The organism is Bradyrhizobium sp. KB893862 SZCCT0404 (assembly GCF_018130885.1).
In the GTDB taxonomy this organism is placed as follows: Bacteria; Pseudomonadota; Alphaproteobacteria; order Rhizobiales; family Xanthobacteraceae; genus Bradyrhizobium; species Bradyrhizobium stylosanthis.
This window is the reverse complement of sequence record NZ_JAFCLT010000002.1, coordinates 702,241-728,068: the sequence shown is the minus strand read 5'-3', so window position 1 is coordinate 728,068 and position 25,828 is coordinate 702,241. Positions and strand designations below refer to the sequence as shown.

The following is a 25,828-nucleotide window of genomic DNA, read 5'->3' as shown; positions in this document are numbered from 1 at the left end:
CGGTTGAGATCGGGGGTGGAGGCGAGAGAGGCGCGCTCAGCTGAAGCTGAGCTTGCCGAAGTCGAGGGAGACGAGCAGCGGATCGGGCACCTTCCGCATGGCGTCGTCGTAGGCGTAGATGCGGCGCTTGGTCGGCATCTTGATGCCCTGGAAGCTGCGGTAGTCGCTGCTGTAGTTGGCGCCGGTCGCGCCGCCGAGAATGTCGACGGTGTAGTCGTGGCGGCGCATCAGGCCGTCGGGGCCGAAATGCGTGACCTGCGTGCGCGAGTGGCTTTTGATGTAGTCGGGGAAGGTCACCTTGAGCCGGCGCCAGGTCTCACCGTTCTCCTGCCACGGCGCGATCTCTTCGCTGGTAAAGCCGGGATAGGTGTAGAGGAACGGCGAGGTGAGATAGGTCCAGAGCGCTTCGCTGGCGAAATAGGCGACGTGGAATTTGTCCCAGGGCGTCTCGCGGACGTGTCCTTCGAACGCCGTATCGGGATCGCTCCGCATCTCGCACACGTTGCCGTCGAGCGTTTCCAGCGTCAGGCGGTCCGCCACGAAGACGCTGCGATGCCGCGGCGTTGCGAACGGAGCGATCGAGAGCCGCTCGGCATGGGTGTCGATCTCGAAAATCTTGTCGGTGAGCAGGCCGGGCTGCTGCTTGAGGTGCCAGATGGCCCCGTCAACCGAGACCTCGGCGCGCAGCCTGGAAAATGCATTCCAGCGGGCGAGGCCGCCATGGGCTTCAACGGCGAAGGCGAGAAGGTCGTTCATCCTCATTCTCCTTGTCGGGGGCGGTTCGAAGCCCGTCGTCGATGGAGAATGGGTATCCGGCGTCAGGGACGGCCTGTAGCCATCCGTTTCCGCTAGGATTTATGTACGGTCCGCATAAGCGGACGGCCGGGGCGGGCCTCAGCCCGCTTTTGCGTCGGCTTCTTCCTGGCTGCGAAACTCGGCGGCGAGAAAATCGGTCAAGGCGCGGGCGGCGGCGCGGGTGGCGCGGCCGGCGGGGAAATAGGCATGCACGGGAATGTCGCGTGTCTTCCATTCCGGCAGCAGCCGGACCAGGGAGCCGTCGCGCAATTCGCGGCGGCACGCCCATTGCTGGGTCGAGGTGACGCCCATGCCTGCGGCGGCTGCCGCCACGGTCGCCTCATTGTCGTTGGTCGAGAGCTGCGGCGCGAGTTCGAGACTTTCCGTCTTGCCGTCGCGCTCGAACACCCAGGCATTGGGCACCGCCGTCGCCGGACCGCCGATGATGCGATGCTGCGCGAGGTCGGCAGGCGAAGCGGGCGTGCCCGCGTCCGTGAGATAAGAGGGCGCTGCGACGACCACCCGGTTGATCTTGGCGATCAGCCTTGCGGTGGCGCTGGAATCGGTGAGACGGCCGATGCGGATCGCGACATCCACGGCCTCGCGCACGAGATCCTGCTTCTTGTCGTCGAGCAGGATCTGGATGTTGAGCTTGGGATAACGCGCGGCGAAGGGTGTGAGGCGCGGGATGACCTCGCGGATCGCCATGCTGGAGGGCAGGCCGAGCCGCAAGCTGCCGCGCAGTTCGCCGCCCTCGCGGACGCTCTGCTCGGCCTCGTCCAGCGCATCGAGGATCGGCTCCATCCGGGCGAGGAATTCGGCGCCGGCTTCGGTCGGCACCACCGCGCGCGTGGTCCGGGAGAGCAGGCGGGCGCCTAGGGAGTCCTCGAGATCGGCGACGATCCGGGACGCCTGCGACTGCGAGAGGTTGCACTCCCGCGCCGCGGCCGAAAAGCTGCCGAGGCGGGCGACGCGCGTATAGAGCTTCAGGGCGAAGATATCTTTCATGGCAGGCCGATCATTCATGCTGAAAGCGGGCAATTGACCGCTCAGCTGCCCGTATTGATGTAGATCGTGCATAGACATAGCGGGAAACGGCGGCTGCTGGCCAGTCCTGGTGCCGGCGAAATCTCTCCTGACCCAACTCAAGACGATTTGCCGTGTCAGCAAGCTATCCAGATTCGGCAATGCCCTCCGTGATCTGGAGTGCGCAGCCCGGCGTCGCGACGCGCTTAACATCGTCGGAATTGTCCAAGCCAACCCGCCAAGGTTGTGTCTTGGCGGTGACAGCCAAATGCGACCAGACCGCCTAGGATTTCCTCAGTCTTGAAGACATTTGGAATCTCGCGTCCCTGCATGTCGGGCGCGATGGACTGGGAATGAACATGAAGAAATTCGTCGCGGCCGCCCTGTTCCTCACCCTCGGACCCGTGGCGGCGTCCGCCGCCGACCTCGCCTACAAGGCGCGTCCTGCGGCTGTCGATCCCGGCTACAATTGGAGCGGCTTCTACATCGGCGTGAACGGCGGCTATGCCTGGAATAACTCCAGCGACGTTGCCGTTTCCGGCAGTCCCTTGATCACGGTCTCGCAGCCGGGCGCCGTTCCCTTCGCCGTCGGCGGCTTGCGGCCGGAAGGCTATCTCGTCGGCGGACAGGTCGGCTGGAATTACCAGTTCGGGGCCGGACTGGTCGGCATCGAGGCGGATTTCGACTTCGCCGACATCAACGATTCCCGCAATGTCGATCTGCCGGCAATCGGTCCCGCCGTCCGAACCAGCGCGAGCGAGAAGATCGATTTCTTCGGGACCGTACGCGGGCGTCTCGGCGGAATCGTGTCGCAGCGTCTGCTGCTGTTCGTGACGGGCGGTCTCGCCTACGCCAACGTCAAGGACACTGCCAACATCAACGAATTCTTCGCGGTGCCCGGGCTCGGACGCCAGTTTATCGCCAGCGCATCGGACATGCGGTTCGGATGGACGGTCGGTGCCGGCGCGGAATGGGCTTTCGCCCGCAACTGGAGCGTCAAGGGCGAATACCTCTATTACGATCTCGGCAGCCGCACGATCACCGGCCCGCAGACCAATCCCGTCGGGGCCGATTTCGGGACCTACAATTTCTCGACCCGCGGCAACATCGTGAAGGCCGGCCTCAACTACAAGTTCGACTGGGGTACGCCGGTCGTCGCAAAGTACTAGAGTCCGGTTAGAGCCGGGCCGCCGGGCGGGGCCGAACGGCCCTCCGTGCCCCAAAATCCGCCAAATCGGTGGTCACTAAGCCCCCGTGGGAGAGGCATTTTGCCTCTCGTGGTGGGACTACCGGACTGATGATCGATTTGAGGCGGCTAGTCGTGCTGGCAGCGGTTGCGCTGCTGGCCCTCGGTACCGGCCCGGCCGTTGCCTCACCGGCCAAGTCCAAGGCCAAGGCCACCGCGGCGGTGCCTGCCGCGCCGCCGCCTCCGCCGTTCGAGCCGTTGCCGCCGCCAAAGATCTACCTGTTCCGCGGCGCCATGGGCCCGATCTTCTCGACCGGCATGGACCGGCTCAGCGAGAAGCTGACGCAGGCCGGCTTCTCGGCGGATGTCTACGAATTCACCATCTGTCGGCTGATCGGCAACCGCGCCATCGCCAGCTACAAAGACAGCCCGGCGCCGATCGTGCTGATCGGCCATTCCATGGGCGGGCTTTGCTCCGTCGTCATCTCCGAGATGGCGGCCAAGGAGAACGTCCCGATCAGCCTCGTCATCGCCATCGATCCCGCGCATGCGACCGGCGACGTGCCGCTCAATGTCGAGCGCTTCATCAACATCTTCCTGTCCGACAGCGTGCTCGGCGGCGGCGACGTGGTGGCCGTGCCCGGCTTTCGTGGCCATTACGCGAGCTACGACCTGAAGGAAAACGCGCGCGTCTCGCATATCAACATCGAGAAGTCCGACGATATCCATCGCCAGATCGTCGAGATGGTGACGCAGCTGCCGCGCATTCCGCCGCAGACCCAGGCCGACGCAGTGCCGCTGCGCTATCTCGTGCCCGGCGATACGCTGGTCGAATTATGGGATAGCGGCGTGCGCGTGCCGGTACGCCGCGGCGACACCCTGGAGAGCATTGCCGCAGCCAACCGCGTGCCGCTGTGGACGCTCGCACAGAGCAACTCGCTGGCGGAGAACGCGCAGCTGACGCCGGGCCAGACCATCATCGTCCCGCGCCATCTGACGCCGCCGGAGCCTGCGGCCGCGATGGCCGCGCCGCCGCCGGGACGGAAGTAGACTCGCAGGGCGGCCTCGCGCGATACAAGCTCGACATGCGCATGCCTGGCAGATGTCACACCAGGAAATCGTGCTGCACATGAGAGGCGGCCATGCCGCCCGGGATGTGAGTGTGGTCAACCGGGTGCGCCGCGTCGCCGGCTAGCGCGACGTCATCATGTCCGTTGCCATGTGCCGCGGCTCCATGAGGATCGTGCGGCGCCGGGTGATCGTCAATGAAGGCGACGCCCGGCGTCTCCACCGCCGGAGTCGCGAAGTTGAAGGAATCCCCGCGTCCCGGCGGATGGGCCTGCGAATTTCCGTGCTGGCTCGGAGGCCCGTCCGCCGCAGAATGCCCCTGGTTCTTGGGCGCATCGGGCGCCTCCATCGAAGCATGGCCGTGCTCATCTGCCTGTGACGAATTCGAATGAACGTTGCCGCCCTTCACGTGGTCGTTCGCGTGATCGTTCGCCTGGCCGTTCAAATGGCCGTTCACATGGCCGTTCTCGGGAGCCGCATCGAGCGCGCTGCCGGTATCGGTAGGGTTGCCTCGGTCATGAGCCTCTGCGGACTTGCCGTCGCCGGGATGCGGGTCGATGGCAGCGAGCGCATCCGGCACGCTGAAAGCGGCGGCGTGATTTTGCTCCGGCATGCCGGTGGCGCCGATTCCGTTCAGATGGGTGCCGTCGTCGGTCTGGGAGGGTTCGAAGACGAATTTGAAGTGCTCGATCGAGAGCGAATAGATGGCGGGTTCCGGGGTGACCGAGGGTGTCGCGATCTCGTCCGCGGCGGAAGAAGTGACTTCGTGGCTCCGCGTGCCGTGATCCCGATCGGCCTCGAACAGAAAGCTCGCATCGGTTGCGGTCCAACCACTGTCCAGCGATACGGCGCCGTCGCTGTTCGTCGCCGCCGTGGAGACGTCGGAGGTGCTGAGCGTCGTGACCAGCGCGTCGCTTTGCACGGCTGCGGCGGGATCGAGCGTGTCGCTCACCGCCATGACCGGTGCTGCGGCCTGATCCACGATGAAGTCCGCGGAATCGATGGTCGCGACACCCTGCAGATGAACTTCCAGCAGGCCTGAATCGCCGATCTGGAGGGTCTGATCGGTCGGATTGACATACACGATGGTTTCGTTGGCCGAGCTGTCGTAGAGCCAGGCGATGGTGTGGGGCGGCACGGACGAGCTTGTCGAGCTCAATGCCAGGATCACGAAGCCGAGCGCGCCGAGAGCGGTCAAATCGATCTTGTCGGTGCCCGATCTGAAATCCTCGATCGTATCGAACCGGCCGGCTTTGGAGTCCAGCACAGATAGATAAGTGAAGACGTCGGCGCCATTGCCGCCCTGGAGCTTGTCCGCGCCGAACCCGCCGATGATGGTGTCGTTGCCGTTGCTGCCGTCGATCGTGTCCTGCCCGGAGCCGCCGTAAATGACGTCGTCGCCGTTGTTGCCCTTGATCGTATCGTCGCCGGATCCGCCATAGATGGTGTCGTTCACGCCGGTCCCGTTCAGGGTGTCGTCGCCGGCGCCCCCGTAGATGATCTGGGAAATGCTGCCGCCGCCGGCGACGCTGTCGCCGCCAGGCGTGCCGTAGACGAACGGGGGATCGGACACGACGGTCGATCCCAACGCCAGATTGTCGAAGTCGTTGGGGTCCGCATCGCTGGCGCCATGGATGGTGATCGCCACCTCCTGCGTGGTGCCGTCGATGCTCGTCACCGTGAAATGGTCGGTGAGCGTATCGCCGGGGCCGAGCGCGTCCACCACGCTGTTGTTGTTGTCCAGCGTATAGGTCCACAGCCCGGACGCGGTCATCGTGAAGGTGCCGTAGCCGCCGTCGCTTGCCGTGGGCGAGGTCACCGCGGTGAAGGTGTTGGCAAGGTTGTCGACGTCGGTATCGGTGAGCGTGCCGGTGGCGACCGGCGTGCCGGGGGCGATGCCGCCGGCTTCGAGCACCGAGCCTGTCGTGGTTCCCGAAATGATGGCGGCGTCGTTGCTGCCGTTGATCGTGACCGTCACCAGTTTCGCCGTTCCGTCGACCGTGGTCACGGTGAACTGGTCGGTCAGCGTATCGCCGGCATTGAGGGCCTGCACGGCGGCGTTGCCATTGTCGAGCGTGTAGGCCCAGGTGCCCAGCGCGGTCATCGTGAACGTGCCGAAGCCGCCTGCGCTCGGCCTTGGCGTGATGACCGGCGTGAAGGTATTGGCCGTGTTGTCGGGATCGGTATCGGTCAATGTCCCGGTCGTCGTCGGAGTGCCGGGCGTGGCATTGGCCACCCCGCCGGCCTCGGTCACCGCGCCGGATGCCGTTCCCGAGATGACCGCGCTGTCGTTGCTGCCGTTGATGGTGATCGTCACCGTCTGCGGCGTGCCGTCGGCCGCGGTCACCGTGAAGCTGTCCGTCAGCGTGCTCCCGTTGTTGAGCGCCTGGACCGCGTTGTTGGTGTTGTCGAGCGTATAGGTCCACTGCCCGGACGCGGTCATCGTGAACGTGCCGTAGCCGCCGTTGCTGGACGTGGGCGAGATCACCGCCGTGAAGGTGTCGGCCGGATTGTCGACGTCGGTATCGGTGAGCGTGCCGGTCGCGACCGGCGTGCCGGATGTGATGACGCCGGCTTCGAGCACCGTGCCCGCTGCCGTTCCGGAGATGATGGCCGCGTCATTCGCGCCGTGGATCGTGATCGTCACCGTCTGCGTCGTGCCGTCGACCGTGGTCACAGTGAACTGGTCGATCAGCGTATCGCCGACATTGAGCGCCTGCACCGTGGCGTTGCCATCGTCCAGCGTGTAGGTCCAGGTGCCGAGCGCGGTGATCGTGAAAGTGCCGAAGCCGCCTGCGCTCGGCTTTGGCGTGATGACCGGCGTAAAGGTATTGGCCGTGTTGTCGGGATCGATATCGGTCAATGTCCCGTTCGCAGTCGGCGTGCCGGGCGTCCCGTTGGCCACACCTCCGGCCTCGGTCACCGCGCCGTTCTTCGCTCCGGAGACGACCGCTCCATCGTTGCTGCCATTGATCGTGATCGTCACGATCTGCGTCGTGCCGTCGATCGTTGTCACCGTGAAGCTGTCCGTCAGCGTGTCGCCGCTGTTGAGCGCCTGCACCGCAGCGTTGGTGTTGTCGAGCGTGTAGGTCCACACGCCGGCCGCGGTGACGGTGAAGCTGCCATAGTCTTGCGCGCTTGCGGCCGGTGCGTTGATCTCCACGAAAGTGTCGGCCGGGTTGTCCACGTCCCTGGCGAGGAGCGTGCCCGTCGCAACGGGTGTGCCGGGCGAGGTGACGCCCGCCTCGAGGACCGAACCGGCCGTGATCCCGGAGACGATGGCGGCGTCGTTGCTGCCCTGGATCGCAATCGTCACGACCTGGGGAGTGCCGTCGATGCTGGTCACGGTGAACCGGTCGATCAGCGTGTCGCCGGCATTCAGGGACTGTACTGCGGTGTTGCTATCGTCGAGCGTGTAGGTCCACACGCCACCTGCCGTCATCGTAAAAGTGCCGTAACCGCCCGTGCTCCTGGCGGGGGAGCTCACCGTCGTGAACGTGTTGGGCGGATTGTCGACATCCGTGTCTGTCAGCAGGCCGGTTGCGCTCGGTATTCCCGGTACCGCATTGGCGACGCCGCCGGCCTCCACCACCGTACCTTCGGCGTTGCCCGAGATGATGGCGGTGTCGTTGACGCCGTTGATGGTGACGACGAAGCTCTGGCTCGTCGAGACGAAGCCGTCCGAGACCGTGATGACGAAGCTCGTGGTCGTCGGCGACAACAGGGCGTTGATGGCATCCGCATTCGGAACGAAAGTGTAGGCGCCGGATGCACTGTTGAGATAGAGCGTGCCATAAGGACTGTTCTGCGAAAGGTCGTAGGTCTCTCCGTTCAGAACCGTGGTGCCGGCCGCTCCGCCGGCGAGACCGTAGGTGAGGGTGTTGTTGAACGGGTTGCTGGCGGTGAAGGTGCCTGATGTCGTGGCGAACTTGTCGTCGAACCTGAAGGTGTCGATTTCGACGGGGCCGGCCGGCAGCTTCAGCGTGGGGAGCGGCACCTCGATCGGGGGGAACACGACCGGCGGCGCGGTCGGGAGCAGGTTGGGTGCCGCAGTCGTATTTTCCGACGTGAAGTTGATGTGCTGCAGCGACAGCGTCTCGACAAAAGGCGGCGTGCTGGAGCCCGTCGGGCCCCGCGTGAGATTGGCAAGCACGTCCTGTTGGGCGGCGTGCAGTTCATCCATGCGCGCGGCGCTGTTGGCAACCTGATTCACGCTGATCGAGGAGCCGACCCTGTTCAGGACAACGGTTTCGCCGGGATCATCGACAATGATGTGCCGCGGCACGCGCTCCTTGGTGATGAGCTCGAACACGCCGTGCTGAAGGTCCTTGTAGGTGAGGGTGTCGTTGTCCAGCGACGAACCGTCAGGGTCCGCACCTCGCGCCTGGTCCACCATTGCGAAGGTCAACGCCGCCATCGTCAGAATGCCGAAGCCGGTCGCCTGGGAGCGGCTGCGAACGCTGCCGAGAGGCGTGTCGATCGTCAGAGTGCCGCCGTCCGCCCGCCGGCCGGCGGCGAACGCAAAGCTTCCGCTGGTGATCGCAACGATGGTCGAGCGCGACGCGGCGTCGGAATCGGAAGCGAACTCGCGCAGCTCGACCCGAGCCCCGCTGGCGATGTTGAATACGGTGTCGTCGAGAAGGCGAATTCCGACCTGCGCATCCGCAGCCGTTTCGATGACGTCCCTGCGGCAGACAAGGTCGCCAATGCTGACCTGCATGGCCGGGCCGTCGTCGCGCGTGAGGGTTACGCACCCCAACGTGCTTTGGACGATGCCGATGATCTGGAAAGGGAAAGATCTAAAGCCCCAATTCTGGGGTCCAACGCCAAAAGCAACTGACATGACTGCGGCCTCGCGTACCGAATAATTCGGGCTCGGCGCGTGCCGCGTCTTGTTGTCGGTTTTGCTACGCCACTGGCGAAATATGCAATTTTTGGCGCTAGCAACCCCAGGCCTGCACGCCGAAGACTTTCTGTAAAAAATCGAGCTCTATTGGTATGGCCAAGACGATGGCCGGTTCAGCGGAGATATCTCTCCGCAATTGCAATTTGCGCTCTCAAGAAGTTGACGATCGAGCAGCGTTAAATTTAGCTTACTTTCTCTGGTCAGGCAAACGGCTTGGGCCTAACATCAGTTTCGGAAAAATACTTTGTCTGGAAGGCAGGTCCGTTAGGACCAATTCAGGTTGTAGTTATTGGCAATGCACGAATTGCGAGCCTCGCCCAGGGCTCATACAGCTCCATCGAGCGGCTCGCAAACCAGATCCTTCTCGGAAAGGGCGGGTCATGTGCAGACATATGATTGCGGTTCTGGCGACTGGTTTCATTCTGGCATCTGCGAGCGGTCTTGCTGCGCAAGCGCAGGCTCCAGTCAATCCCGTGATACGTGGCGCCGATGATGCTGTGCCGAAACCGATCGGCAAGGTCGTAGCCGTCACAGGTTCGGTCTCGATCGAGCACAAGGGTGCTGCCGTCGTCCAGGCGAACCTCGGTGATGCCGCTCAGGCAAAGACCGGCGATGCCGTGTATCTGCTTGACGTGGTGCGAACCGGTGCGGACAGCCGGGTCAGCATCAATTTCAGCGATGGCTCCTCGTTCAATCTGTCGAGCAACGCGCGCATGACCCTGGATGAGTACGTTTACGATCCCGACGGCAAGTCCAACGCGACATTTTTCAACCTGGCCAAAGGCACAGCGACATTCGTCGCCGGCCAGATCGCGAAGACCGGCGACATGAAGGTCGACACGCCCGTTGCGACGATGGGAATCCGGGGCACCACGCCGCACATCGAAATTGCGGATGACGGCACGGTCAAGTTTTCGACGCTCATCGAAGAGGGCAAGAGCAAGCTTGCAAAGAAGCACGCGACTGCTGTCATGCCCGAGCAGGGGAGCGGTCCCAGGTCGAACATCTGCAGAGGATGCTGAAGCGACAGGGGCATGACCATCAGGGCCGCCATCACCGACAGCGTCGCGACTGTACTCGTGATGCTGTCGCTTGGGTTGCCGGCGGCCGCGCAGCAGCCGCAGAAGAACAGCCACCTCAAGAACATCGAGCAGTGCAACGGCACGGACCGCATTCCGACCCAGGTCCGGGTCGCCGGCTGCACGGCGCTGATCAATTCGGGTGATACTAAGCCCGCCGCGCTGGCTCTGGCTTACAACAATCGCGGCAACGCGTTTGCCGCGGCGGCGGAGTACGACCGTGCGATCAGCGATTTCGATCGGGCGATCGAGCTCGCCCCAAACTATGTCAAGCCGGTGAACAATCGCGGCGTCGCCTATCTGCGGAAGGGCGCCTATGAGGACGCGGTCAAGTCCTTCGACGAGGCGATCAGGCTCGACCCGGCCTATGGCGGCGCCTTCGCCAATCGCGCGGAAGCCTACCTGAAGCTGAACCGATATGACCGGGCCGTGCAGGACTTCGACGAGGCCATCCGTCTCGATCCGAATTTGACATGGGCAAGGAGCGGACGCTGCTGGACCCGAGCGATCATCGGCGAACTGCAGGCCGGGCTGGACGACTGCGACAAGGTCATTCAATCGGGGTCGAATGACGCCGCGACCTACGATTCACGTGCGCTGATCCGTCTGAAGATGGGGCAGTTCGCCGCGGCCGTCGACGACTACAGTTCCGCGCTGCGCTTGGCGCCAAACCTGGCAAGCGCGCTCTATGGACGCGGACTTGCCAGGTTGAGGCAGGGCGACAACGCCGGCGGCGACCGCGACGTCGCGGCGGCCAAGCTGATCGACCTCAAGGTCGCCGACGCGTTCGCCCGCTATGGCGTGCAGTGACGGCAGGATCGGCCCGACGACATCGGTCTGCTAGACGTTCGAGCCGTGGATCGCGTCGATCACCGCATCCGTCACGTCCTTGGTCGTGGCCTTGCCGCCGACGTCAGGCGTCAGCACGCCGGCCGCGCAGACGCGCTCGACGGCCGCCATCAGCCGCGACGCCGCGTCCTTCTCACCGAGATGCTCGAGCATCTGCGCGCCGGTCCAGAACGTCGCGACCGGGTTGGCGATGCCCTTGCCGGTGATGTCGAAGGCCGAGCCGTGGATCGGCTCGAACATCGAGGGGAAGCGGCGCTGCGGATCGATGTTGCCGGTCGGCGCCACGCCGAGGCTGCCCGCCAGTGCGCCGGCAAGATCGGAGAGGATGTCGGCGTGCAAATTGGTCGCGACGATGGTGTCGAGGCTCTTCGGGTGCAGCGTCATGCGCACCGTCATGGCGTCGACCAGCATCTTGTCCCAGGTCACGTCGGGGAATTCGGTCGCGACTTCCGCGGCGATCTCGTCCCACATCACCATGCCGTGGCGCTGCGCGTTCGACTTCGTCACGACGGTCAGGAACTTGCGCGGCCGCGACTGTGCGAGCTGGAACGCGTAGCGCATGATCCTGCTAACGCCGACGCGGGTGAACACCGCCACTTCCGTGCCGACCTCTTCCGGCAGGCCCTTGTGGGCGCGGCCGCCCATGCCGGCATATTCGCCTTCCGAATTCTCGCGCACGATCACCCAGTCGAGATCGCCGACGCCGACATTGCGCAGCGGCGAGGCGACGCCGGGCAGGATTTTTGTCGGTCGCACATTGGCGTATTGGTCAAAGCCCTGGCAGATCGGCAGGCGCAGGCCCCACAGCGTGATGTGGTCGGGCACATCAGGCGCGCCGACCGCGCCGAAATAGATCGCGTCGAACTTCTTGAGCTCGGCAAGGCCGTCCGCCGGCATCATCACGCCGTGCTTCTTGTAATATTCCGAGCCCCAGTCGAACGTCTTGACGTTGAAGGCAAGGTCGCCGCTGCGTTTTGCGAGAGCCTCCAGCACGCGGACGCCCGCAGAGATCACCTCGGGGCCGATGCCGTCGGCGGGAATGGCTGCGATGGAATGGGTGCGCATGGATGTGCTCCGTTTGAGATATCAGTGGGATTGCGGGACAGGTTCGACGGGCGCGGTCTTCGCGCGCGACAATAGCAAGGTGAGGACCGCGGAGAGAACGAGCAGGCCGCTGACGAAGTAGAGCCCGCCGACGAAACTGCCGGTTTGGTCCTTGATCCAGCCGATCATGGCGGGTCCGACGAAGCCGCCGAGATTGCCGATCGAGTTGATGGTGGCGATGCCGGCCGCGGCCGCGGGGCCGGACAGGAACAGCGTCGGCATGCTCCATAGCGGCGGCTTTGCCGAGGAGATGCCGATATTGACCAGCGTCAGTGCGAGCAGCACGGCGACGACGCCGGCCGCGAGCCCGGCATAGGCGAGCCCGGCTGCGGCGATCAGGCAGGCCCATACGACGTGCCAGGTGCGCTCGCCGGTGCGATCTGAATGCCGCGCCCACAGGATCATGGCGACGACGGCGGCGGTCGCCGGCAGCGCATTGAGGAAGCCGACCTGGAGCGTGGAGAGGCCGAACTGCCTGATGATCTGCGGCGCCCAGACGCCGAGCGTGTAGAGGCCCGCGGAGGTGCCGAAATAGATCAGCGACAGCGCCAGCACCCGCGGATCGGCAAGCCCCCGCCAGATGCTGTGGCTCGCGGTCGCGGCTTTGCTGGTGGTCTCGACGTTCATGGTCTCGACCAGCCAGCGCCGCTCGTCGTCGGCGAGCCACTTGGCCTTTTCGGGCCGGTCGGTGAGGAAGCCGAGCACGACGAAACCAAGCAGCACGGCCGGCAGCGCCTCCAGCACGAACAGCCATTGCCAGCCCTTGAAGCCGAACAGGCCGTCCATCTCCAGCAGCGCGCCCGAGATCGGCGAGCCCAGCACGGTCGAGAGCGGCGCGGCCGCCATGAACAGTGCGGTGACTGCCGCGCGCTGACGCGCCGGGAACCAATAGGAGAGGTAGAGGATGATGCCGGGGAAGAAGCCGGCCTCGGCAACCCCGAGCAGGAAGCGCAGGATGTAGAAGCTGGTCGGCCCCTGCACGAACGCCATCGCAGCCGAGACTAGGCCCCAGGTGATCATCACCCGCGCGATCCAGATCCGCGCGCCGATCTTGTGCAGGATGATGTTGGAGGGCACCTCGAACAGGAAATAGCCCCAGAAGAAGATCCCGGCGCCGAAGCCGTAGACGGCGGGCGACAGGCCGATGTCCTTGTTCATCGTCAGCGAGGCAAAGCCGATGTTGACGCGGTCGATGAAGGCCACGAAGTACAGCAGCATGATGAAGGGAACGATGCGCCAGGTGATCTTGCGCAGCACGCGCGTCTGAATCTCGCTCGCCACCCTGGCCTCCCTCAAGTTCTGGTTTGTTGTGAGGCGGCAAGCCTAGTCGGGGGCAGGAGGCATACTCAATTGGCGCTGGTTTATACAAAAAAATGATATAATCCTCGGGAGGCGATCACGTGTGAGGTCAGCGTTGGACGCACTGAAGCTTCCACAGCGTCATGCCCGGGCTTGTCCCGGGCATCCACGTTCTTCGCGCCGCGGGGAAAGGCGTGGATGGCCGGGACAAGCCCGGCCATGACGACCTCATACAATGCGGTTGCCTGAGGCGAGACGAGAGGACGTTTGATGGAATTGCATCAGCTCAGATGCTTCGTGGCGGCGGCCGAGCAGCTGCATTTCGGCCGCGCGGCGCAGCAGCTGCAGATGCTGCCCTCGGCGCTCGGCCGCCAGATCAGGCTGCTGGAGGAGGACCTCGGCACGCGCCTGTTCGCGCGGACCACGCGCGCGGTCTCGCTGACCGAAGACGGCACCACGCTGCTGCGCGATGCTCGTGCCATCCTCGCCAGGGTCGAGGCGGTCGAGAGCAATTTGCGCAACCGATCGCGTGCGGGGGCTGCGCGGCGGCTGCGGGTCGGCGCCATCGACAGCGCGGCGGCGGGATTGCTGCCGCCGCTGCTGCGCGATTTCCGTGACGGGCATCCGGAGATCGCGGTGCAGCTGCTGGAGGACAAGACCGTCCGGCTGCTCCCGAAGATCCTGACCGGCGCGCTCGATCTCGCCTTCGTCCGCCCGCCCGATCGTGCCGACAAGCGGCTCGAATTCCGCGACCTGCTGCAGGAGACCGCCATCGTCGCGTTCCCGCAGCGGCACGCCCTGGCCGCGCGCAAATCGATCACGCTGGCCGACATCGCCGACGAGGCGATGCTGGTGCCGGACCGCCGTTCGCGGCCGCACAGCCACGACCTCACGGTCAAGCTGTTCGAGCAGGCCGGGCTGACGCCGCGCATCGTGCAGGTCGCCGACGAGAAGCAGACCATCATCAACCTCGTCGCAACCAGGCTCGGTGTCGCCATCGTGCCGCGCTGGACCACGCGGATGGCGGTCTCGGGCGTGCGCTTCGTGCCGCTCCGGCCGAGGCAGAACGGCCCCGTCGGCCGCCTGCCGCTCGCCGCCGCCTGGCTGCGCGGCTCGCGCGATCCGGCCCGCGATGCCATGCTGGCAGTGCTGGAGACGCGCCTGCGCAGCTATGCGCGGGAGGCGTGAGCGGCTATGACTGGGTGCGGACAGAAGGTGTGATGCAATGACGGATCGGAACGAATTGCGGGTGGCCATTGCGGGGCTGGGCTCGATCGGCACCAAGATCGCAACCGCGCTCGACCAGGGCATCGAAGGCCTGTCGCTCGCGGCCGTCGCCGTGCGCGACCCCGCCAAGCATCAGGCCTTCATCGGCGGCCTGCGCCGTCCGCCGCAAATCCTGGCGCTCGATCAGCTCGGTGAGGCCGCCGACATCGTGGTGGAATGCGTGCCGAGCAGCCAGCTCCGCGCGATCGTCGAGCCCGCGGTGAGGCGGGGCAGGGCCGCGGTCGTCGTCAGCGTCGGTGGATTGCTCGACAATTTCGATCTTGTCGATCTCGCCCGCGCCAATGGCGGCCGCATCCTCGTCCCGACCGGCGCGCTGATCGGCCTCGATGCTGTCAACGCCGCCGCGGTCGGTACCATCCATTCGGTGAAAATGGTGACGCGCAAGCCGGTCGACGGGCTGAAGGGCGCGCCGTTCATCGTCCAGAACAACATCGACATCGACAATCTGCGCGAGCCGCTGAAACTGTTCGAGGGCAGCGCGCGCGAGGCGGCGAAGGGTTTTCCGGCGAACGTCAATGTTGCCGTGGCGCTGTCGCTGGCAGGCATCGGGCCCGATCGCACCCAGATGCAGGTCTGGGCCGATCCCACCGTGACGCGCAACGTTCACCGCATCGAGGTCGAGGCGGATTCGGCGCGGTTCTCGATGGGCATCGAGAACGTCCCGTCCGAGAATCCCAAGACGGGCATGATCACCGCACTCTCCGTGATCGCGCTGCTCCGCAAGCAGCGCGCGACTTTGTGCGTGGGAACATGATGGGTTGAGGCGCTCCATCACCGTCCCCCTGAGGTGCTCGCCTCTTCGGCGAGCCTCGAAGGGCGACGGCTCGGCTGCATCGTGCCCATTCATCTCCTTCGAGGCTCCCGGCACGATGCTTTGCATCGCGCCACTCGCATCTCAGGATGATGGAACGCCGAGACGCTCGCTCTTGGCGCTGACCTCAGCGCATTTCTTTTCTACGCCCCCGTCACGCGCCAGATCACGTTGCCGACGTCGTCGGCCATCAGCAGCGACTTCTTGTCGGGGCCGATCACGACGCCGACCGGGCGGCCGTAGGATTCCTTCTCGTCGGGGGACAGGAAGCCCGACAGGATGTCGCGGCCGGGGCCGGACGGCTTGCCGTTCTCGAACGGGATGAACACCAGCTTGTAGCCGGACAGCGTGCTGCGATTCCACGAGCCGTGCTGGCCGATCACCATGCCGTCGCCGAAGCCGGGCAGGGTCCCTGCGGGCATCCAGCACAGGCCGAGCGAAGCGGTGTGGCCGCCGAGCGCGTAGTCCGGTTGCAGCGCCTTGGCGACCATCGCCGCATCCTGCGGCACGCGATCGTCCACCGTCTTGCCCCAGTAGCAATAGGGCCAGCCGTAGAAGCCGCCGTCGCGCACCGAGGTCAGATAGTCGGGCGGCGTCTCGTCGCCGAGGCCGTCGCGCTCGTTGACGACGGTCCAGAGCACATTCGTGTTCGGCTCCCAGGCAAGTCCCACGGGATTGCGCAGTCCGGCGCCGAAGATGCGGTGCGTGCCGGCGGCGAGATCGAGCTCGTAGACCGCGGCGCGGCCTTCCTCGACCTCCATGCCCATCTCGGCGATGTTGCTGAGCGAGCCGACACCGGCATAGAGCTTCTTGCCGTCGGGGCTTGCGAGCAGGCTGCGCGTCCAGTGGCCGCTCGGCTTGAACGTCGTGAGCCGCTTGCCCGGCGCGGTGATGCGGTCGGCATTGGCGACGTAGGGAAACGCCATCACGCCGTCGGTGTTGCCGACATAGAAGGTGTCGCCGACCAGCGCCATGCCGAACGGCTGGTTGAGGTTTTCCATGAAGGCGCCGCGATGTTCGGCGACGCCGTCGCCGTCCTTGTCGCGCAGCAGAGTGATGCGGTTGGCGGAGACGCCGAGCGCCGCGGCGCGGCGCATCGTCGCCTGCATCGCATAGTGAAACACGCTGCGCGGGGCACCTGCGATCTGCGTCGCTTCCGCGATCAGCACGTCGCCGTTGGGCAGCACCTCGATCCAGCGCGGATGGTCGAGCCCGCCAGCGAACGCGTTGACCTTGAGGCCGGGCGCGACGGTCGGCTTCTCGCCATCACGCCAGCCGCGTGCGGTCGGCATCTTCAGCGTCGGGATCGCGCCTTGCGGCTTCGCTTCGGGAATGGCGGGCGTCTGGCCCCAGGCGGGCGCGGGCACGGTGCCCGAGAGCTTGCGCCATTGCAGCGCGATGCCGCCGAGCAGAGCGACGAACTGCGCGAAGATGCTGGAAAATGTCATGAGGAGCCCCTGTTTGCGCGCGCATCCAACTGGCTGACGGGGCACACGTCAACCTGTGCGGCATGCCGGCGGGATCAATTCCTGCGGAATGGCAGCCGACCAAATTTGCATGGAGAGAGATCAGCGGCCGATCTGCCGCTCCAGCCGCCGCGCCATGCGAAAATCCTCGAGGTGATGGACGTTCGGCGCGAGCGCGGCTTCCTTGGATAGCAGGTGATAGACCCGCGCCACCGTGCGCTGCTTCTGCTTCGGCCGCCCCGGCGGCAGCGCCCGCGCCTTGCGGACGGCGGCGATCGCATGCGCGCGGAAATAATCGTAGGCGTCCGACATGGCTCGATGCTCTGCGATTGGTGCAGGTGTCGAGGGGGTAACGGGTGAGCGGAGGGGCGGTTCCTGGAAGATGGTTCCGCGCTTACCAATCTATCCCGTCATCCTGAGGTGCGAGCCATGGGGCGCAGCGCGCCACATGGGGAGCCTCGAAGGATGGACAGCCCGGCTGCATCTCGGCCGTACCATCCTTCGAGGCTCGGCTCGCGATGCATCCGCATCGCGAACCTCGCACCTCAGGATGACGGATTTGGTGTCAGCGCAATGCCGGTAGTCAGCGCTGGCGCGTGAACCTCACCGCGGCGACGTGAACGGGATGATCATCGGCACGCGGCGGCAATAGGCGCCGTAGGCGTCCTCGCCGAGCTCCTTCGACAGGAACACCTCTTCCATCCGGCCCTTCTGCCACATGCCGAGCGAGATCAGGATCGCGCCGAGGATCGTCGTGACGAGGCCGATCGCAACGCCGGTCACCAGCATGCCGAAGATCAGTCCCGTGTAGATCGGGTGGCGCACGATGCCATAGGGGCCGGTGTCGATGACCCGGTGGTCTTCCTTGTGGGTGATGGTGTTGGACCAGAATTTTCCAAGATGCAGCCGACCCCACCATGCGAAGGCGATGCCGGCGATTGAGAGAACCGCGGCGATGGCGACGCCGGTGTTGCCGGGCACCCAGAGCGGCTTCCAGCCCAGGAGCTCCGCAACAAAGGGCGTGTACAGGATGCCGCCGACCAGGATCGGCAGGCTGTAGCGCTGCGACTCCAGCGTCATGACCTGCTTCTTGGTCCGGCCCTGCCAGAACGAGGCGCCGACCCAGCTGAGGAGAAAGGCGAGCCAGATCAAGGCCAGGAGTTCGGTCGGCCAGGCCGTGGTCCAGCCACCCCAGGCCACGGAGAGAAGCTTGCTGAAATCGAAGGACATGAAGGTTCTTTGCGTTGGGCGGCGGCGTCAGCCCGCGCGCGAGGAGAGCGCGTGATGCTCGATGGCGCCGGAGGGCAGCTGGCCGTTGCGGGCGAGCAGATGGGTGATGGTTTCGCGCAGGACCGGCTCGATCGGGCGCGGCGAATAGCCTAGCTCGGTGCGCGCCTTGCCGATCGAGAGATCGTTCGCGGCCAGCGCAATGCGCACGCCCTCGGCGGTGCCGTTGGGCGGCCGGCGCGTGTAATTGTCGGCGAGATATTCGAGCATGACGCCGGACAGCTCGGCGATCTTGCCGGGCACGACGACCGGGAACTGGCGGCGGCCGCTCATCACCGACATCATCCGCAGGATCCGCCCGAGCGGCACGCAGTCGCCGCCGAGGATGTAGCGCTGGCCGATGCGGCCGCGCTCCATGGTCAGCACGAGGCCCATGGCGACATCGCGGACGTCGACGAGATTGACCAGGAAGTTGAGATGCGGCTGCACCTTCTTCTGCAGGAAGTACCAGAGCATCGCGGTCGGCGGCGTCAGATTGTGGTCGGCAGCGCCGATCGGCATGGTCGGTGTGCCGATCACCAGCGGAAAGCCGGCGGCCGCGGCCTTGGCCGCGTGATGCTCGGCGAGCGACTTCGACCGCGTATAGGCGCCTGGCATCGCGTCGGCCGGCTGCAGCGCCTCTTCGGCGGGAACGCCGTTGAGGTCGGTATAGGGGAACAGGATCGATTCCGTCGAGCAGTGCAGGAAACGCGACACGCCACGCTTCATCGCCGCCGCGAGCACGATCTCGGTGCCGCGGAAATTGACGTCGTGGAAGTCCTGCTTGTTGGCGACCCACATGCCGGGCAGGCCGGCGAGATGATACACTTGGTCGACGCCGGCCAGCGCGGTGTCCACCGCGGCGTCATCCAGCACGGAGCCATGAACATAGTCGATTTCGGCGTTGGCGGCGGCCGGCGGACGAACATCGAGCACGCGCACCCGCTGCCCACGGGCGCGGAGCGCTTCTACGAGATGATGTCCGATGAAACCGCTGCCACCGGTAACCAGTACGAGAGCCATGAAGAAGGTTTGCTGTTTCGCTTCTGGAGCTATCGGGTTGAAAGGGAATTGGCCGGAAGAGGCGCCAGAATCGCGGCAAGGTCGCGACGGAAGCCCAATGCAATAAATAATTTTGCCATGACAAACATCGGTCCGAGCAAAAGATGCGAGGGAAACGTGAACAGCGAGGCCTCGCGCCCCTCAAAAACCTTATGGCCGATGGCCTGCGCGGCGAAGCCGAGCCCGACCAGGACGGCGAAAATCGCCCACATCGCGACGGTGCTGACCCCGGTCGCGATGGCTGTCGCGATCGAGAACAGCACGATGGAGACGGCCAGAATGCCGGCCCCGAGCGCCACGTCGAGCAGCAGCCAGTAAACCAGGACCGGCAGGGCCAGGATCACGGCCAGGCTGAACTCGTGTCCGAACAGGGGGACCTTCACCAGCGTCAGCGGCATGACCGCGCCCGTGAACAGCAGGAGAATGCCGACCACATGCATCGCCGTGTTCCGGGGATCGCGATGGTACTCGACGTAAACGGCAAGTTGGCGTTGGAAAAAGCCACCCATCTTGGTCTCATGCTGCACGTGGTCGGGGGAAGGACGAAAAAAGCCTATAGCACCGGATAGGGCGGTGCACAAACCGGCGCTATTGTCGCGCAAAACCATACCGTCGCGCTGTGGGACAGATCACAAAACCGGCAAGACTTCAAAGGGTTCCGCCGGACGCCAGGCCGCGTCTGCTCACCGTTTCTTGGCGGGCTTTTTCGCCGCAGGCGCAGGTGCCGCAGCCGGATGCGCGGGCGCGTCCTCCGGTATCTTGGCATAGGTCAGTATCTGCAGCTGACCGTTGACCGCCGACGTCGGCTTGGCACGGTCGAGGAACTGCTCCTCGCCGAGGCCGATCGGATGCAGCCGCTTGGTCGAGATCTTGAACGTGTTCACCAGCACGTCGCGGATCGCGTCGGCGCGGCGCTGGCTCAGGATCGCGTTGGCCTCGCGCGTCTTCGTATTGGACTCGACGTGGCCGACGATCAGGAAGGTGTAGGGCAGCAGCGAGGAGTGAACCAGCGCATCCGCGATGCGGCCGACGGTCTGGTAGGACGCCGGCTGGATGATCGGCGTGTCGGCGTCGAACTGGATCTGCGCGTTGAAGGTAGGCAGCTTGGCGAGGTCGGGCGCGATCGGCGGCCGGTTCACCGGACCCGGGTCGTTCTTGATCCTGGCCTTGGCGCGTTCCATCACCTGCGTCTTCAGCGCGGGAAGATCGACCTCGCCGGCCTCTTCGAAGTGGCTCAGCTTGCCGACGATGTCGTCGCGGGTCGGCGCCGCCGTCTGCGCACGCGCGATGCCCGCAAGCAGTGCAAAGCCAAAAGTCATACCAAGCGCGAGGGCGATCCTGGACGCGCGCATCAGCGATACCCCGCGTCGTCGACGGCCTTCAGGCAGTTGTTGCTGATGCCCTTGGGCGTCGAGACCAGGCAGGGGATCGACTTGCTGGTCTCCTTGGTCGAGCCGCCGCAGACCTTGACGATCTCGCGCTGGCAGGCATTCGCCACCGTGACGCGCGCGGCAACCCGCTTCTGGATGGCGTCGAAGACGCCGAAATAGTCGCTCGCGCATTGCGGCGAGAGCACGTCGCGGTTGCGCGACAGGCATTCCTTCAGCCGGGTCGAATCCGGGTTGACGCCGCGGCAATTGGCGACGATTTCCGCGCCGCAGCTCGCCGCCAGCTTCCCGATCGAATCGCCAAAGCTCATGGTCTCCGCCGCCGCAAGCGACGGCATAACCAATGCCAGCACGATCAATGTGATGGAGCCCCGGACCATGGGTTTATCTGATACGGGGAAGTTCGCGATGGTCAAGGGCTGTTCAGCGGAGAACTGTCGAAGGTCCGGCGAGTGCGGCGAACAGTCCTCACTCGTCGGCGTCGGGGCGGGGCGGCCATTCGACCAGGACGGCCGTGTGGTTCCTGAGGTCGTCGGCCATGGCAGGGTCGGCCTCCAGCTCGGCCAGCGTCCGCGGCGGGGGAAGCTGCCGGCCGTCCGCGATCAGGTCCTGCGCATAAAGCGCGAGCGCCTCGGATGCGTTCTCCAGGGCCTCGTCGGCGTCGTCGCCGCCGGACATGCAGCCCGGCAGATCGGGAAACCACAGGCTGACGCCGTCGTCCGGGTCGGCTTCATCGATGATGGCGACGTAGTGGGGCATGGCAGATCGGTGGCCGTGAAGGTTGTGCCGCTGGCTTTGCGTCACTTATGACGACCTGATCCGAGGAGGCAAGCAATTGAGCAAATTAACTCTGGCCGAGGGGGCCGGCTCGTTCGTGTTCCGCGACGATGGCGCCGTGCCGTCGCCACGTTCGATGCGGGTCTTCTCGTTTTGCCCGCGAGCGAGCGACCGGCGCACGCGCATCGTCGTCGCGATGCACGGCGTCGACCGGGCTGCGGCGGAGTTTCGCGATCTGCTCGCGCCGCAAGCCGAACGCAACGGGCAGATCGTGCTGGTACCGGAGTTCGATCCGGACCAGTTTCCGGGCGTCCATGCGTACAATTTCGGCGGCGTGCGGCGGCCGCCGCCCGACAATGCGGTCCTGCCGCGCGATCATTGGAATTTCGAGACGGTCGACCGGCTGTTTCACCATGTTCGAGACGCGATCGGGTCCAGCCGGGAGACCTTCGGCCTGTTCGGCAACTCCGCGGGCGCGCAATTCGTGCTGCGCTATCTCGCGCTGAACGAGGCCCCATCCGTTGATCTCGCCGTGGCCGCCAATTGCGGCTGCTACATGCTGCCTGATCTCGCCAAGGACTATCCGGACGGGATGGGAGGGATTGGCCTCGATCCCGGCCATTTGCGAAATTATCTGGAGCGCCCCTTGGTCATCCTGCTGGGCGATGCCGACAACGACCCTGATGACCCGCATCTGCCGCGCTGGGACGAGGCGATGGCACAGGGACCTCATCGCCTCGCGCGCGGCCTCTGGCATTTCGAACATTGCAGGCAGCTGGCCAGGAGCCTCGGCGTGGAGCTGGGCTGGCGCCTCGACATTGCACGGGGCGCCGGGCACGTCGACCAGATGATCTACGACCGGGGCGCCGACATCCTGAAGGGCTGAGTTGAAGGGGGGCTATTGAGGGAAGTCTTGCGCGCGAGGCGGGCTCACGCCCGCTGCACGAAGCTGTCCACGACCTTCTTCTCGCCGGCCTTGTCGAAGGCGATGGTGAGCTTGTTGCCGTCGATCTTGGTGACGCGGCCGTAGCCGAATTTCTGGTGGAACACGCGGTCGTCGAGCGCGAATTCGGAAGTCGTGCCGGTGGACTTGGCGACCAGCTCGCCCTCGATGGTCAGGGGACCGCGCCGGCGCGAGGAGAAGCTGCCGAAATCAGGGCCCGATGACGCGGAGGAGAACGTCTCGGCTTTTTCCTCGAAGCCGCCACTACGGCCACCGCCACGATTGCGGTTGGCTTGCGCCCGCTGCCAGCCGGGCGTCGAATAGCTGGAGCCGAACGCCTCCATGTCGTCGAAGCGCGAGGCACCATAGCCGCCGGTGCCGCCCCAGGCCGAGCCGCCTTTGGACTCCGTGATCTCGACATTGGCTGCCGGCAATTCGTCGAGGAAGCGCGAGGGGATCGTGGTCGACCAGGTGCCATGGATGCGCCGGTTGGTCGCGAAATAGATCATGGCGCGGCGGCGCGCGCGGGTGATGCCGACATGGCCGAGCCGGCGCTCCTCTTCGAGACCCGCGCGGCCCTGCTCGTCCAGCGTGCGCTGGCTCGGGAACAGGCCTTCCTCCCAGCCGGGCAGGAATACGTTGTCGAATTCGAGACCCTTGGCCGAATGCAGCGTCATCAGCGACACCGCGTCGTCCTCGGCGCCGCCGTCGCGGTCCATCACCAGCGAGATGTGCTCCAAAAACCCTTGCAGGTTCTCGAACTCCTCCATCGAGCGCACGAGCTCTTTGAGGTTTTCGAGCCGACCCGCGGCGTCGGCCGAGCGGTCCTTCTGCCACATCTCGGTATAGCCGCTCTCGTCGAGCACGATCTGGGCGAGATCGGTGTGCGCGGTGACCTCGCGCTGGGCGCGCCAGCGGTCGAACTGGGCGACGACCTCGCGCAAGGATCCGCGCGCCTTCGGCTTCAGCTCGTCGGTCTCGACCACGGCGCGCGCCGCCTCGAACAAGGGAATGCGGCGCTTGCGGGCGTGGTCGTGCAGCATCTGCACGGTGGCATCGCCGAGCCCGCGCTTGGGCACGTTGACGATGCGCTCGAAGGCGAGGTCGTCGGCCGGCGAATTGATCACGCGCAAATAGGCCAGCGCATCGCGGATCTCGGCGCGCTCGTAGAAGCGCGGGCCGCCGATGACGCGATAGGGAAGGCCGAGCGTGACGAAGCGGTCTTCGAACTCGCGCATCTGGTAGGAGGCGCGCACGAGAATGGCGATCTCGTTGAGCTTCTCGCCCTTGCGCTGGATCTGCTCGATCTCCTCGCCGATGCCGCGGGCTTCCTCTTCCGAATCCCAGGAGCCGGTGACGGTGACCTTCTCGCCGTCATGGTCCTCGGTGCGCAGCGTCTTGCCGAGCCGGCCTTCGTTGTGCGCGATCAGATGCGAGGCGGCGGCGAGGATGTGGCCGGTCGAGCGGTAATTGCGCTCGAGGCGGATGACCTTCGCGCCGGGGAAATCATGGTCGAAGCGCAGGATGTTGTCGACCTCGGCACCGCGCCAGCCATAGATCGACTGGTCGTCGTCGCCGACGCAGCAGATGTTCTTGGTGGGACCGGTGGGAGCAACCGTCATTCCGGGATGCGCCGACGGCGCAGACCCGGAATCTCGATCGTCGGACTCATCTCCGGATTCCGGGTTCGCGTCTTCGACGCGCCCCGGAATGACGGTAGGCGTGGTCGGCTTCGACGGCGCCTGCGACAGCAGCCGCAGCCACAGATATTGCGCGACGTTCGTATCCTGGTACTCGTCGACCAGGATGAACTTGAAGCGCTGCTGGTACTGCCTGAGAATATCCGGGTGCTCGCGGAAGATCCGGATGTTCTCCAGCAGCAGATCGCCGAAATCGGCGGCGTTCAAGATCTTCAGCCGCTCCTGATAGCTCGCATAGAGCTTGCCGCCCTTGCCGTTGGCGAACACAGCGGCTTCGCCGGAGGGCACCTGCGACGGCATCAGGCCGCGGTTCTTCCAGCCGTCGATCAGGCCCGCGAGCATGCGCGCCGGCCAGCGCTTGTCGTCGATGTTCTCGGCCTGCAGCAGCTGCTTGAGCAGCCGCACCTGGTCGTCGACGTCGAGCACGGTGAAGTTCGACTTGAGCTGTGCGAGCTCGGCATGGAAACGCAGGATGCGGCCGCCGATGGAGTGGAAGGTGCCGAGCCACGGCATGCCCTCGACGGCGTGGCCGAGCATCTGGCCGAGCCGGTGCTTCATCTCGCGCGCGGCCTTGTTGGTGAAGGTCACCGACAGGATCTCGGCGGGGCGGGCGCGGCCCTGGCTGAGGATATGGGCGATGCGCGTGGTCAGCACGCGCGTCTTGCCGGTGCCGGCGCCGGCCAGCACCAGGACCGGGCCGTCCAGCGTCTCCACCGCCTCGCGCTGCTCGGGATTGAGCCCGGTGAGATATTTCGGGCCCACGGAGGCGCGCGCACGCGCGGCGATGCCGCCGGCTGCGGGCTGGTGGTCGGGTACGCTGGTGATCTTGCTCGGCTCGGTCATGCGAATCATTCGGCCCCACGATGGCACCGCGGGGTGGCGGAAGGGAGCCTTCTTAACAGGGATTGGTGCCTATATGGGGCGTCCGCGCGGGGTTTTCCACGTGCGCAGCCGGCCAAATTGTTCCAGCGAAGGCAGCGAATTTCGCCGCTTTACGTGCCGGAACCATCGTTCCCGCGTCGAGATTGTCTGGACAGGTGGCGCGGCCAACCGTGCCGAGAGACATCAAGACGAGGGTTTGACCATGCTAGGCTGGGTTGTGACGTTTCTGGTTATCGCACTGATCGCCGGCATCCTGGGCTTCGGCGGCATCGCCGGCGCCTCGATCGAGATCGCCAAGATCATCTTCTTCATCGCGGTCGTCCTGTTCCTGGTCTCGGCCGTGGTCGGCCTCGCCCGCGGCCGCAGGATATAGCGGGCCTACCGCTTCGAGGGCATCGCCACGTTCCGGCCGATGCCCTCGGGCCGCGGCACGGCGCCGTGGGCCTTGACCACGGTCGCAATGCGCTCGCGGATGTCGGGCGGGAAGGCCGCCACCTTGCGCGACCCCATGTCGATATGCAGCGACATGTTCTCCGAGGTGGCCGACAGCCAGCCCTCGGTCGCGTGTCGCAGCTCCTGGAATGTGTGCAGCCGCTTGTCGTCGGCCTCCAGCAGCCAGACCGAGACCTGCACGGGATCGCCGAGATGGATCTCGCGCAGATACCGCACATGGCATTCGGCGGTGAAGGTCGAGCCGTTGCGCTCCTTCATGTATCCAGGCCCGATCCCGAGCTGCAGCCACATCTGGTCGATCGCGCGGTCGAACATCACGTTGTAATAGGCCATGTTGAGGTGGCCGTTATAGTCGATCCATTGCGGCTCGATCTGCATGATCGACGAGCGGAACGGCTCGGCGGTGGCTGTCTCCGGCATGTATCCTTCCCAAGCTATGCGTCCGGTCCCTTGACTTGACCGGTTATATGTCCTTTGCCAC

The 25,828-nt window shown here is 65.3% G+C and carries 23 protein-coding genes; 8 read left to right on the top strand and 15 right to left on the bottom strand.

All coding sequences use genetic code 11. The features are described 5' to 3' along the window. Window positions 1-36: 36 nt before the first annotated feature. Window positions 37-756: a hypothetical protein gene (locus JQ617_RS12245; protein ID WP_212026514.1), complete on the bottom strand. Its 720-nt coding sequence runs from the start codon at window positions 754-756 to the stop codon at window positions 37-39. A 138-nt stretch (window positions 757-894) separates the two neighbouring features. Then, window positions 895-1,803, bottom strand: a complete 909-nt coding sequence (locus tag JQ617_RS12240) for a LysR family transcriptional regulator (protein WP_212026513.1) — start codon at window positions 1,801-1,803, stop codon at window positions 895-897. Window positions 1,804-2,180: 377 nt separating this feature from the next. On the opposite strand from JQ617_RS12240, the gene JQ617_RS12235 reads away from it, so the two are divergent. Beyond that, window positions 2,181-2,990, top strand: a complete 810-nt coding sequence (locus JQ617_RS12235; RefSeq protein WP_212026512.1) for an outer membrane protein — start codon at window positions 2,181-2,183, stop codon at window positions 2,988-2,990. 128 nt (window positions 2,991-3,118) lie between these two features. Then, entirely contained in the window at window positions 3,119-4,057 is a 939-nt protein-coding gene (locus JQ617_RS12230; protein ID WP_212026511.1) for a LysM peptidoglycan-binding domain-containing protein, read from the top strand. A gap of 55 nt (window positions 4,058-4,112) precedes the next feature. Here JQ617_RS12230 and JQ617_RS12225 read toward each other — a convergent pair whose 3' ends face one another. Then, entirely contained in the window at window positions 4,113-8,795 is a 4,683-nt protein-coding gene (locus JQ617_RS12225) for a VCBS domain-containing protein (protein ID WP_212026510.1), read from the bottom strand. Window positions 8,796-9,373: 578 nt separating this feature from the next. Here JQ617_RS12225 and JQ617_RS12220 point away from each other — a divergent pair. Both JQ617_RS12220 and JQ617_RS12215 read left to right on the top strand, forming a co-directional pair. After that, complete coding sequence (locus JQ617_RS12220; protein WP_249156964.1) at window positions 9,374-10,003, top strand: FecR family protein; 630 nt, start codon at window positions 9,374-9,376, stop codon at window positions 10,001-10,003. Window positions 10,004-10,015: 12 nt separating this feature from the next. Beyond that, entirely contained in the window at window positions 10,016-10,870 is an 855-nt protein-coding gene (locus JQ617_RS12215; protein WP_212026509.1) for a tetratricopeptide repeat protein, read from the top strand. Between the two features lie 30 nt (window positions 10,871-10,900). Here JQ617_RS12215 and JQ617_RS12210 read toward each other — a convergent pair whose 3' ends face one another. Together JQ617_RS12210 and JQ617_RS12205 are read right to left on the bottom strand one after the other, a co-directional pair. After that, on the bottom strand, window positions 10,901-11,974 hold the full coding sequence (locus tag JQ617_RS12210; RefSeq protein ID WP_212026508.1) for a tartrate dehydrogenase: 1,074 nt from the start codon (window positions 11,972-11,974) through the stop codon (window positions 10,901-10,903). A gap of 21 nt (window positions 11,975-11,995) precedes the next feature. Beyond that, the gene (locus JQ617_RS12205) at window positions 11,996-13,294 is read right to left on the bottom strand and encodes an MFS transporter (RefSeq protein WP_212026507.1); all 1,299 of its coding nucleotides are present in this window, start codon (window positions 13,292-13,294) and stop codon (window positions 11,996-11,998) included. Window positions 13,295-13,582: 288 nt separating this feature from the next. Between JQ617_RS12205 and JQ617_RS12200 the strand changes: the two genes are divergently transcribed. Together JQ617_RS12200 and JQ617_RS12195 are read left to right on the top strand one after the other, a co-directional pair. Continuing rightward, window positions 13,583-14,500, top strand: a complete 918-nt coding sequence (locus JQ617_RS12200) for a LysR family transcriptional regulator (RefSeq protein ID WP_212026506.1) — start codon at window positions 13,583-13,585, stop codon at window positions 14,498-14,500. 37 nt (window positions 14,501-14,537) lie between these two features. Continuing rightward, entirely contained in the window at window positions 14,538-15,353 is an 816-nt protein-coding gene (locus JQ617_RS12195; protein WP_212026505.1) for an aspartate dehydrogenase, read from the top strand. A 200-nt stretch (window positions 15,354-15,553) separates the two neighbouring features. On the opposite strand, the gene JQ617_RS12190 is transcribed toward JQ617_RS12195, so the two are convergent. From JQ617_RS12190 to JQ617_RS12155, 8 genes are all read right to left on the bottom strand, one after another. Beyond that, window positions 15,554-16,858 carry a PQQ-dependent sugar dehydrogenase gene (locus JQ617_RS12190; protein WP_063689219.1) on the bottom strand — a complete coding sequence of 435 codons (1,305 nt, stop codon included), beginning with the start codon at window positions 16,856-16,858 and terminating at the stop codon, window positions 15,554-15,556. A gap of 120 nt (window positions 16,859-16,978) precedes the next feature. Beyond that, window positions 16,979-17,188 carry a hypothetical protein gene (locus tag JQ617_RS12185; protein ID WP_212026504.1) on the bottom strand — a complete coding sequence of 70 codons (210 nt, stop codon included), beginning with the start codon at window positions 17,186-17,188 and terminating at the stop codon, window positions 16,979-16,981. A gap of 291 nt (window positions 17,189-17,479) precedes the next feature. Next, the gene (locus tag JQ617_RS12180; RefSeq protein ID WP_212026503.1) at window positions 17,480-18,106 is read right to left on the bottom strand and encodes a methyltransferase family protein; all 627 of its coding nucleotides are present in this window, start codon (window positions 18,104-18,106) and stop codon (window positions 17,480-17,482) included. Window positions 18,107-18,133: 27 nt separating this feature from the next. After that, a complete protein-coding gene (locus JQ617_RS12175) occupies window positions 18,134-19,165 on the bottom strand; it encodes an NAD-dependent epimerase/dehydratase family protein (protein ID WP_212026502.1) in 1,032 nt (343 codons plus the stop codon). A 29-nt stretch (window positions 19,166-19,194) separates the two neighbouring features. Then, window positions 19,195-19,713, bottom strand: a complete 519-nt coding sequence (locus JQ617_RS12170) for an Mpo1 family 2-hydroxy fatty acid dioxygenase (RefSeq protein ID WP_212026501.1) — start codon at window positions 19,711-19,713, stop codon at window positions 19,195-19,197. A 174-nt stretch (window positions 19,714-19,887) separates the two neighbouring features. Continuing rightward, complete coding sequence (locus tag JQ617_RS12165) at window positions 19,888-20,556, bottom strand: OmpA family protein (protein WP_212026500.1); 669 nt, start codon at window positions 20,554-20,556, stop codon at window positions 19,888-19,890. Further along, a complete protein-coding gene (locus tag JQ617_RS12160) occupies window positions 20,556-20,972 on the bottom strand; it encodes a hypothetical protein (protein ID WP_063689208.1) in 417 nt (138 codons plus the stop codon). Before JQ617_RS12160 ends, JQ617_RS12165 begins: the two co-directional genes overlap by 1 nt. Before the next feature lie 88 nt (window positions 20,973-21,060). Continuing rightward, window positions 21,061-21,351, bottom strand: a complete 291-nt coding sequence (locus JQ617_RS12155; protein WP_063689205.1) for a type II toxin-antitoxin system HicB family antitoxin — start codon at window positions 21,349-21,351, stop codon at window positions 21,061-21,063. A gap of 76 nt (window positions 21,352-21,427) precedes the next feature. On the opposite strand from JQ617_RS12155, the gene JQ617_RS12150 reads away from it, so the two are divergent. Continuing rightward, a complete protein-coding gene (locus JQ617_RS12150; protein ID WP_212026499.1) occupies window positions 21,428-22,255 on the top strand; it encodes a hypothetical protein in 828 nt (275 codons plus the stop codon). A gap of 44 nt (window positions 22,256-22,299) precedes the next feature. On the opposite strand, the gene JQ617_RS12145 is transcribed toward JQ617_RS12150, so the two are convergent. After that, complete coding sequence (locus JQ617_RS12145) at window positions 22,300-24,864, bottom strand: ATP-dependent helicase (RefSeq protein WP_212026498.1); 2,565 nt, start codon at window positions 24,862-24,864, stop codon at window positions 22,300-22,302. Window positions 24,865-25,096: 232 nt separating this feature from the next. Between JQ617_RS12145 and JQ617_RS12140 the strand changes: the two genes are divergently transcribed. Continuing rightward, window positions 25,097-25,267: a DUF1328 domain-containing protein gene (locus tag JQ617_RS12140; RefSeq protein WP_014493008.1), complete on the top strand. Its 171-nt coding sequence runs from the start codon at window positions 25,097-25,099 to the stop codon at window positions 25,265-25,267. A 5-nt stretch (window positions 25,268-25,272) separates the two neighbouring features. Here the strand turns inward: JQ617_RS12140 and JQ617_RS12135 are convergent, their stop codons facing one another. Continuing rightward, window positions 25,273-25,767 (bottom strand): thioesterase family protein, encoded by a 495-nt coding sequence (locus JQ617_RS12135; RefSeq protein ID WP_063689197.1) that lies wholly within the window; start codon window positions 25,765-25,767, stop codon window positions 25,273-25,275. Between the last annotated feature and the right edge of the window lie 61 nt (window positions 25,768-25,828).

Bases quoted from the DNA above. Each gene is read 5' to 3' on its own strand.
- JQ617_RS12175 (WP_212026502.1), bottom strand. From the start codon at position 19,165: ATGGCTCTCGTACTGGTTACCGGTGGCAGCGGTTTCATCGGACATCAT.
- JQ617_RS12180 (WP_212026503.1), bottom strand. From the start codon at position 18,106: ATGTCCTTCGATTTCAGCAAGCTTCTCTCCGTGGCCTGGGGTGGCTGG.
- JQ617_RS12185 (WP_212026504.1), bottom strand. From the start codon at position 17,188: ATGTCGGACGCCTACGATTATTTCCGCGCGCATGCGATCGCCGCCGTC.
- JQ617_RS12215 (WP_212026509.1), top strand. From the start codon at position 10,016: ATGACCATCAGGGCCGCCATCACCGACAGCGTCGCGACTGTACTCGTG.
- JQ617_RS12170 (WP_212026501.1), bottom strand. From the start codon at position 19,713: ATGGGTGGCTTTTTCCAACGCCAACTTGCCGTTTACGTCGAGTACCAT.
- JQ617_RS12240 (WP_212026513.1), bottom strand. From the start codon at position 1,803: ATGAAAGATATCTTCGCCCTGAAGCTCTATACGCGCGTCGCCCGCCTC.
- JQ617_RS12210 (WP_212026508.1), bottom strand. From the start codon at position 11,974: ATGCGCACCCATTCCATCGCAGCCATTCCCGCCGACGGCATCGGCCCC.
- JQ617_RS12225 (WP_212026510.1), bottom strand. From the start codon at position 8,795: ATGCAGGTCAGCATTGGCGACCTTGTCTGCCGCAGGGACGTCATCGAA.
- JQ617_RS12235 (WP_212026512.1), top strand. From the start codon at position 2,181: ATGAAGAAATTCGTCGCGGCCGCCCTGTTCCTCACCCTCGGACCCGTG.
- JQ617_RS12195 (WP_212026505.1), top strand. From the start codon at position 14,538: ATGACGGATCGGAACGAATTGCGGGTGGCCATTGCGGGGCTGGGCTCG.
- JQ617_RS12230 (WP_212026511.1), top strand. From the start codon at position 3,119: ATGATCGATTTGAGGCGGCTAGTCGTGCTGGCAGCGGTTGCGCTGCTG.
- JQ617_RS12165 (WP_212026500.1), bottom strand. From the start codon at position 20,556: ATGCGCGCGTCCAGGATCGCCCTCGCGCTTGGTATGACTTTTGGCTTT.
- JQ617_RS12135 (WP_063689197.1), bottom strand. From the start codon at position 25,767: ATGCCGGAGACAGCCACCGCCGAGCCGTTCCGCTCGTCGATCATGCAG.
- JQ617_RS12155 (WP_063689205.1), bottom strand. From the start codon at position 21,351: ATGCCCCACTACGTCGCCATCATCGATGAAGCCGACCCGGACGACGGC.
- JQ617_RS12220 (WP_249156964.1), top strand. From the start codon at position 9,374: ATGATTGCGGTTCTGGCGACTGGTTTCATTCTGGCATCTGCGAGCGGT.
- JQ617_RS12190 (WP_063689219.1), bottom strand. From the start codon at position 16,858: ATGACATTTTCCAGCATCTTCGCGCAGTTCGTCGCTCTGCTCGGCGGC.
- JQ617_RS12145 (WP_212026498.1), bottom strand. From the start codon at position 24,864: ATGATTCGCATGACCGAGCCGAGCAAGATCACCAGCGTACCCGACCAC.
- JQ617_RS12245 (WP_212026514.1), bottom strand. From the start codon at position 756: ATGAACGACCTTCTCGCCTTCGCCGTTGAAGCCCATGGCGGCCTCGCC.
- JQ617_RS12160 (WP_063689208.1), bottom strand. From the start codon at position 20,972: ATGGTCCGGGGCTCCATCACATTGATCGTGCTGGCATTGGTTATGCCG.
- JQ617_RS12140 (WP_014493008.1), top strand. From the start codon at position 25,097: ATGCTAGGCTGGGTTGTGACGTTTCTGGTTATCGCACTGATCGCCGGC.
- JQ617_RS12200 (WP_212026506.1), top strand. From the start codon at position 13,583: ATGGAATTGCATCAGCTCAGATGCTTCGTGGCGGCGGCCGAGCAGCTG.